At 60.4% G+C, this 7,468-nt stretch carries 7 protein-coding genes; 5 read left to right on the top strand and 2 right to left on the bottom strand.

Going from position 1 to position 7,468, the window contains the following annotated elements; genetic code table 11:
• Positions 1-148 precede the first annotated feature (148 nt).
• The 3 genes from IEI94_RS10685 to IEI94_RS10695 all read left to right on the top strand — a co-directional run bounded on the left by IEI94_RS10685 (position 149) and on the right by IEI94_RS10695 (position 3,375).
• A complete protein-coding gene (locus tag IEI94_RS10685) occupies positions 149-1,540 on the top strand; it encodes an MATE family efflux transporter (protein WP_191167309.1) in 1,392 nt (463 codons plus the stop codon).
• A complete protein-coding gene (locus IEI94_RS10690; protein ID WP_191167289.1) occupies positions 1,512-2,609 on the top strand; it encodes a DUF3080 family protein in 1,098 nt (365 codons plus the stop codon). Before IEI94_RS10685 ends, IEI94_RS10690 begins: the two co-directional genes overlap by 29 nt.
• Before the next feature lie 76 nt (positions 2,610-2,685).
• Positions 2,686-3,375, top strand: a complete 690-nt coding sequence (locus tag IEI94_RS10695) for a hypothetical protein (RefSeq protein WP_191167290.1) — start codon at positions 2,686-2,688, stop codon at positions 3,373-3,375.
• Between the two features lie 8 nt (positions 3,376-3,383).
• Here IEI94_RS10695 and tusA read toward each other — a convergent pair whose 3' ends face one another.
• Positions 3,384-3,635, bottom strand: a complete 252-nt coding sequence (tusA, locus tag IEI94_RS10700; protein WP_191167291.1) for a sulfurtransferase TusA — start codon at positions 3,633-3,635, stop codon at positions 3,384-3,386.
• Between the two features lie 55 nt (positions 3,636-3,690).
• On the opposite strand from tusA, the gene IEI94_RS10705 reads away from it, so the two are divergent.
• Complete coding sequence (locus IEI94_RS10705) at positions 3,691-3,975, top strand: antibiotic biosynthesis monooxygenase family protein (RefSeq protein ID WP_191167292.1); 285 nt, start codon at positions 3,691-3,693, stop codon at positions 3,973-3,975.
• A gap of 5 nt (positions 3,976-3,980) precedes the next feature.
• Here the strand turns inward: IEI94_RS10705 and rlmM are convergent, their stop codons facing one another.
• Positions 3,981-5,048, bottom strand: coding sequence for a 23S rRNA (cytidine(2498)-2'-O)-methyltransferase RlmM (gene rlmM / locus IEI94_RS10710; RefSeq protein ID WP_191167293.1), 1,068 nt, complete (start codon positions 5,046-5,048; stop codon positions 3,981-3,983).
• A 403-nt stretch (positions 5,049-5,451) separates the two neighbouring features.
• On the opposite strand from rlmM, the gene IEI94_RS10715 reads away from it, so the two are divergent.
• A complete protein-coding gene (locus IEI94_RS10715) occupies positions 5,452-7,287 on the top strand; it encodes a sensor domain-containing phosphodiesterase (RefSeq protein WP_191167294.1) in 1,836 nt (611 codons plus the stop codon).
• Positions 7,288-7,468 lie beyond the last annotated feature (181 nt).

Consider the following 7,468-nt stretch of genomic DNA (forward strand, 5'->3'; position numbering starts at 1 on the left):
TAGTCGCCCTTGATTCACAGCTTGACCAAATCGTCAGGCTCTCTGCGGGCGCCGGGATGGGTGCCCGGCTTTTCGAGAAGGAGTGTCACCCTTGGCGCTGTTACGCTCTCCACTGCTGGCCCGTTCCCGTTCAGAAACCCGCCTATTGATGCGCCTGGCACTGCCAATCTGCGGCGCTCAGCTCGCTCAGGCGGGCATGGGCGTCACCGATGTGATGATGACCGGCCGGCTCAGCGCCGCCGATCTCGCCGCGGTATCGGTGGGTTCGAGCCTGTGGCTGCCCTTGATGCTGTTCATGACCGGCACTCTGATGGGACTGACGCCGATCGTCGCCCAACTGCTGGGTGGCGGTAATGTCGAGCGCATTCGTCCCAATGTACACCAGGCGCTGTGGGTGGCGTTGGCTCTCGGCCTGGTGGCCGGGCTGCTGCTGTGGTTTACGGTAATGCCGATCTTCCGGCTGATGAACGTCCCTTCTCACGTTGCCGAGCTATCTGCCGCCTATCTCTCGGCAGTCGCTTTCGGCATGCCCGGCGTGGCACTGTTCCAGGCACTGCGGGCCTTCTCCGACGGCATGAACCACACCCGCCCCTCGCTATGGATCAGCCTGGTCGGGTTGGGCGTCAACGTGCCTGCCAATTATCTGCTGATCTACGGCGGCGATGGGCTGGTCGCGCTGTTCGGCCCCGGCTTGGCGGGGCCACTGGCTGACTTCCCGGCGCTCGGTGCACTAGGCTGCGGTATCGCCACCGGGCTGTCGATGTGGGTCATGAGCCTGGCCATGCTGCTGTATACCCGCCGTTCGCGGGCCTACGCGCCGGTCACTCTGTGGCACTCGCCCACACCACCGCGCCGAGCGATGATCGGCGAACTGCTCTACGTCGGGGTGCCGATCGGCGTGGCGATCTTTGTCGAGGTCACCCTGTTCACACTGATCGCGCTGTTTATCGCCAGCTTCGGTGAGGTGGTGGTGGCCGGCCACCAGGTGGCACTCAACTTCACCTCGATCCTGTTCATGCTGCCACTGTCGCTGGGCATGGCACTGACGGTACGTGTCGGCAATACCCTCGGTGCCGGCAAACCCGAGCTGGCGCGTTTCGTGGCCTGGAACGGTATTGCCGTCTGTGTGCTGATTGCCGGTATCAACAATCTGATTTTGTGGTTCGCCTCGGAACCGGTGATCGCGCTTTACACTCACAATGTCGAGGTGCAGCAGTTGGCACTGTCGCTGATCGTGCTGGCGATGATCTATCAGGTCTCCGACGCGCTGCAGATCAACATGGCTGGCGCCCTGCGCGGCTACAAGGATACCCGCATCATCATGTCCATCACCCTGGTCTCGTACTGGCTGGTGGGCCTGCTGGGCGGACACTGGCTGGGCACCCGCGGCCTCGGCGAGTGGCTCGACCCGCTGGGCATCTACGGCTACTGGATCGGCCTGGTGTTTGGCCTCACGGTGGCGGCCGTTCTGTTGGGGTTGCGCCTGGACCAGATCAGTAAGGCGGTAAAAGATGGACGATGGCAGATCCCTCGTAGCTGACCCTTTACGTCATGCGCTTGGCTGGCTCTTCGCGGTGCTGCTGGGTAGCCTGCTCACCGGCTGCGGTGGCAGTGAGGCCGACGACCTGCTCGGCGACTATCAGCAACGGCTCGCCGAGGCGTTGGACGTCAGCGCTCCCGAGCCACAGGCGCCGGACAATATTGGCGCCTTTCCCGATCAGGACCTGCGTCTGTTCAAGATTCCCGAGCTACGCGAAAGCCTGCTCAACGTATACGCCCTACGCGAGTGCCAGATCACCTCGCTGGTCGCCGAGCGAAATAACCAGCTCGGCCGAGTCGCTGTGCCCAGTCAGCGCTGGTTATATGAGCTGGAGCTGTGGCGACGCCTCGACGCCTGCTGGCGCTCCGACGTGGCGGATGACCTCGCCGACAGCGATCGGCAGCGTCTGCAGCGCATTACCGAAGCCAAGACCGAGCATCTGCCATGGGCGAGCTGGAACGCGTTATTCGGCTCCAGCGAGTGGGTGGGCAACTTCTCGCGGGCCAGTCGACCTCTGCCGGTCACATCGCAGATCGACTTCGATGCCCATGTCGCCGCTCTCGAATACCTGAGAGAGGCCGTACTGCGCCAGTTCGATCCTGACTGGCAGCCTGACGGCTCGACCCTTGCGGATCACTTCCAGGTCCTCAGCCGTGAACCGCTCACCGCTCGCGTGCTGCGTAGCTTGATGCTCGCCACCCAGCGTCTCGAGGAGAGCAATCGGATGCTGGCCAGCGCTCTCGAAGATATTCCTACCTGCCAACGGCTGAGCGACTTCGACAGCAGCGCCGTGCGACGTGATGTCGACGACTATCTAGCGCGTCTCGACATCCAGGCCGAACGCTGGTTGACCGCAATCAACGCGGTGTTCGATGCCCATCCCGTCTCGCGCTCGGCGCCGGAGCAGTATCGCGACACCTGGCTGGCTATCGGCGCCGACAACGGTGATGCCAGCGCGCCCTGGCCGCGTTTCCGGCAGGCCCATGGCACCCATCAGACACTGTTGGAACGCTGGTCGACGCAGTGTGCGTTGACCCAGCAACGTCAGGAAGATGAGCAACGGGGTTAACTTTACTCGCAGGACTGTGCTAATAGTGAAACTAGGCCGTTCCACTGCCGTTACAACGCGCTCAAGGAGGGTAACCATGGGAATCCCACTGTCCCCCCGCCCTGCCCAGGTCATCGACCTGGAGGCCATGCGACAACGGCTGCACGCCAAGCGCCGGATGGTGCGCCTGGCACCCGAACTGGATGGCCTCGAGATGCTCTATCATCTCGCCTCCGACCCGGACACGCTGTATGGCATGCCACTGCTGGCCTGGGGGCTGCGAGAAAATGGTGAGGTCGTCGGCCTGGTGCCGTGGATGGAATCGTTGACGCCCTGCCATGAATTAGACGATCCTGAATATGGGCACTTCGTCGGCTACCGCGATCCCGAGACTGAAGAGATCTTCTCCAGCCCGCCGGATCACAAGCTATTCGAACTAGAGCATGCCGCCGCCTATTTCGACTACGAAGAGACCGACGCAGCGACGCTGATCCAGCAGCTACCGGATACCCTCGGCACCCATGCCTTGTGCATGGACGAGGAAGACCAGCCGTGGCAGCTCAAGCAGGTATTTGGCTGGCGACTCTATAGCGACGGCCAGCTCGAGGCGCTGCTGGTCGATGAAAGCCAGGTCGAGTCGACCCCGGTGCTGGCCGGCGACGCCTGTCTATATCCCGGCCATAGCCGCCACAGGGTGGTGTATTTCTTTCAGCGCGCCATTGCCAACCGTATCAAGGACGAAGATCCGGTGACCCTCGAAGCACTGGCGCTGATGGTTGCGCGTTGAGATGTCGCCTAGCCAAGACGTACGAAGTACAGGTAACCGCTGTCCTGCTCGCGCTGGCTCAGCAGCTCGTGGCCAAGGAAGCTGCAAAACTTGGGGATGTCGCGGGTGGTCGCAGGATCAGTGGCGATCACCTTGAGGATCTGCCCGGGCTGCATGTCACGCACACGGTTGTGCATCATCATGATCGGCTCTGGGCAGTAAAGGCCGGTGGTATCCAGTTCCACGTCGTGGCTGGGCAATTCGTCGACTTGGTCGGCCATGGTCGTTCTCGTATCCTCTCGGGTAGATGAGTCAGCAGGTGAATGGAGTAGTCACATGATCAAGATCGTCATCGAGCGCCGTATCATGCCCGGCCTCGAAGAGGAGTACGAGCAGGCCGCCCGGGAAGCCATGCGGGCATCAGTGAGCGCGCGTGGCTTCATCGCCGGTGAAAGTCTATGCGAACGCCACCATCCCGAACGACGTCTGCTGATAACCCAGTGGCGCGACCTCAGCGCTTGGAAAGACTGGCTGCACAGCAGCGAGCGCGAACGCGTCATGCAGCGCGTCAAGCCGCTACTCTCCGACGAAGAGCACATCCGCGTATACGAGCATCGCTGAACGTCTCAATCGAGAAGACGCACATGCACCGTCACCTCTTCCCGGTCATGATACAGCTGTCGGCAACGAATCTCAGCCGTCACCCTGGCTTCTTCGAGTGAGGTTTCCAGCCGCCCCAGGCAGCGCTGCACTTCTGCCCAGCGCTGTTTCATCGGCAGCTTGAGGTTGAACACCGCCTCCCGGCACCAGCGCCGTACCAGCCAACGCTCGATCATCTGGGTCACTCGTATCGGCTTGTCTACGATATCGCAGACAAGCCAGTCGAGACGGTTGGGCGGCTCCCAGATGAAGCCATCCTCACGCAGGTGGTCAACCTGCCCGGTTGCCATCAGCCCCTTGTCCATGGGGCCATTGTCGATGGCATAGACGTACATGCCCTTGCGCACCAGCTGGTAGGTCCAGCCCCCCGGGGCTGCACCAAGATCGGCCGCCTGCATGCTGTCGTTGAGCCGAGATTCCCACTCATCCCGCGGCACGAACACATGCCAGGCCTCCTCGAGCTTGAGAGTCGAGCGGCTCGGCGCTTCGCGGGGAGAGCGCAGCCGCAGGATGCCACCGGGATGTTCGCTGCGGTTATTGGGAAAACTCATCCCCAACTGCACGCTGTCACCAGCCGTCCACCACAGATGTAGGCGCCTTCCTCCCGCCTTGCGACGCAGCGCTCCACGCTTCTTGAGCGCCGACTCCAGCGGCCGGGCCAGCGCTTTAGTCAAACCACTCAAGGCCTTGGCATCGTTGGTATCCGGCGTTTCCTGCCACAGTGACTCAAAGCTCCAGCCGCTGGCCACCACTTGCTCGACGATCGGCGTCAGGCGATCCTCACGGGGCATCTGGTTGAGGGGGGCGAGCGCTACCAGGCTCTGTCGGGCGAAAACCAGAGAGGCCAGCGGCACATCGCGATGCAGCCCATTGACCGGCTCATCCCCGGCTACCACGAAGCTCACGGAGCCGCTCTCCGGCACGGCCTCGGCGTGGCCTGCCCAGCCCGCCAGCGCCGCTTTTTGCTGAATTTCAGCGCTCAGATCCGGCTCGAAACCGGGGCGACAGTAGAGCAACAAGTGCTGGGGAATCACGATCACCTCCTGTTGAAGGCACGCAGTCTAGCCGGCCACCAGCCGCCCCTCAAGCACTCCGATGAGAAACGACACCGCCCGGCCTTTCCCGGTAACCGGCTGGTGAACATCGTCACGGTCCGCGCCGGACGCCTACCTGGGTGCAGCCAGCATGCTAAAGTGATTTTCAACCCCTTTCCGCTATCGCAAGTATTATTTGTAAGCTATGGTACAGTAGTGCCGTAATAAGCTATATGCTTAGATAAACGAAGTTAATGAGAGCTATCTAAATAAGACACTTCATCCTGTGCAGCAAATGTTATGGCACCAGAAGTGGCACTGCTGACAGCTATTATGCTATTGGCTCGAGCCCTCTCTCTTCGGCTAACGCGTTTTCGTAAGCAACACACCTGAAGAGAGGTTCATGAGTAATACTCCTTCTGACACTAGCCGCACCTCTGCCATCGACGAGCAAGCTCGACTTGCCGAACTCCGCGCACTCGACATCCTGGACACCCAGCCAGAGGAACGCTTTGATCGATATACCCGCCTGGTATCACAGATTTTCAATGTCCCTGCAGCATTTATCTCCCTGATCGACGAGAATCGACAATGGTTCAAGTCTTCGGTGGGCATTGAGGCTCATGAAACCTCACACGACCTCTCTTTTTGTGTCCATGCCTTGGCACATGATTACCTGGAAATTCCCAACGCCCTGTCAGATGAGTTCTTCTGTAACCACAAGGCAGTAGTTTCCCCCCCATATGTCCGCTTCTACGCTGGCGTCGTCTTGTTTGGTCCGGGCGGCCATCCCATAGGAACATTTTGCATCAGTGACACAAAGCCTCGAGAGATGACCTCGGTAGAGCGCTCCTGGTTGAAAACCTTTGCCCGCATCGTCGAGGAACAGATACATCTCTACGCTGAGCTGGCCACTGCGCGCCAACAGGTGAGCCATGTCACGCAACGCAATGCCCGAACGGGTCTTCCCGATGAGACCCTCTTCGGGGATACCTTGGACAACCTGATTCGCCTGGCCGACATAGAAGCTTACTATTTAGCAGTCCTGCACCTGCGCGTTAACAATCTTGACGAGATAAGCCGGATTCATGGACGTGGCAAGAGAGATGCCGTCTTGCAATGCATGGCGGACCGACTGACGGCACCGGACATCAAGATGCTCGCTGCTGGCCACTTGGGCTATGACCGCTTCGCTGGAGTGGTGTCAATGTTCTCCGTGCGTGATCTCTTCAGCGTTATAACGCCCATCGTCAACAGGCTGAACATGGCCATCGACCTCGAGGGCCATACCCTGCGACCGGACATTGATGTAGGGATCAGCGTCTCCCCCGATGACGGCACTACCCCTGATGACCTGCTGGAAAGGGCCAGAGCCGCCCTTAAAGGGCCTAGAGCCAAGGGAGGCATGCATGTCTTCACTCATCATACTGAGGCAAGTGCCGTTCGTCGGCACTGGATAGAGCAACGCCTGGAGCCAGCGCTTCAAGATGACGAGGTGTCCCAGCACTATCAACCCATTGTGCTCGCCGATGGCAGTGGCGTGATCGGTTTCGAGGCGCTGGCGCGCTGGAACGATGCGGAGCTGGGCATAGTCAGTCCCGGGGAGTTCGTACCCATCGCCGAAAAAACTCCCCGACTGTCACGACTGCTGACGGACTGGTCACTCAAGGTGGTGTGCAAGACAGCACTGGATTGGCCGCTCAGGCCAGGCAATCCCCCTTTACGGATGGGTGTCAACATCCCCGCCAACCAGTTCTATCAACTGGATTTTGTCGACCATATCCTTCAGACGCTCAAGCAGTACGACCTGTCCCCAGAGCGGTTGACCCTGGAGCTGACCGAGGAAAGCCTGCTCACCGACATCAGTCAGGCGGTCAACACCATGCGCCAGCTTCGGGATCACGACATCACCCTGGCTCTTGACGACTTCGGGACCGGCTACTCCTCGCTGAATTATCTCAAGCGACTCCCCATTGACGCTCTGAAGATCGATAAGAGCTTTATCGATGACCTACCCCATGAGCGGGCAGCCGTCGATCTGGTCAAAGGAATTATACGAATTGCCCATGGCCTCGGCCTTAAGGTCATTGCCGAAGGCATCGAACATCAAGCACAGCATGATCTGCTGAAAGAGCTTGGCTGTGATCAACTGCAGGGCTACCTGTTCAGTCGGCCAGTCGAAGCCGACAGGGCTTTGGCATTTCTCGAATCCTGGCCAGGGCGTGCAGGAGCTAGATAGTCGGGTGTCGCTACTGAAAGGCCTTCAAACGGCGAAACCCCAGCCTCTCTCGAGACAGGGGTTTCTTGGTATAAGTGCCTGACGATGATCCGGGCGGCGCTCCGCTACTCTCACATGGGGGTGAGACCGCCCGGCCCTTCGCGGCACCGCCGCGAGGGCGGTCGAACGCCCCGAGCCGGCG

It is taken from the genome of Halomonas sp. ML-15, from assembly GCF_014779595.1.
Lineage (GTDB): Bacteria > Pseudomonadota > Gammaproteobacteria > Pseudomonadales > Halomonadaceae > Franzmannia.

Coding starts and splice junctions, on each gene's coding strand:
- IEI94_RS10705 (WP_191167292.1), top strand. CDS start 3,691: ATGATCAAGATCGTCATCGAGCGCCGTATCATGCCCGGCCTCGAAGAG.
- IEI94_RS10685 (WP_191167309.1), top strand. CDS start 149: ATGCGCCTGGCACTGCCAATCTGCGGCGCTCAGCTCGCTCAGGCGGGC.
- tusA (WP_191167291.1), bottom strand. CDS start 3,635: ATGGCCGACCAAGTCGACGAATTGCCCAGCCACGACGTGGAACTGGAT.
- IEI94_RS10695 (WP_191167290.1), top strand. CDS start 2,686: ATGGGAATCCCACTGTCCCCCCGCCCTGCCCAGGTCATCGACCTGGAG.
- IEI94_RS10690 (WP_191167289.1), top strand. CDS start 1,512: ATGGACGATGGCAGATCCCTCGTAGCTGACCCTTTACGTCATGCGCTT.
- IEI94_RS10715 (WP_191167294.1), top strand. CDS start 5,452: ATGAGTAATACTCCTTCTGACACTAGCCGCACCTCTGCCATCGACGAG.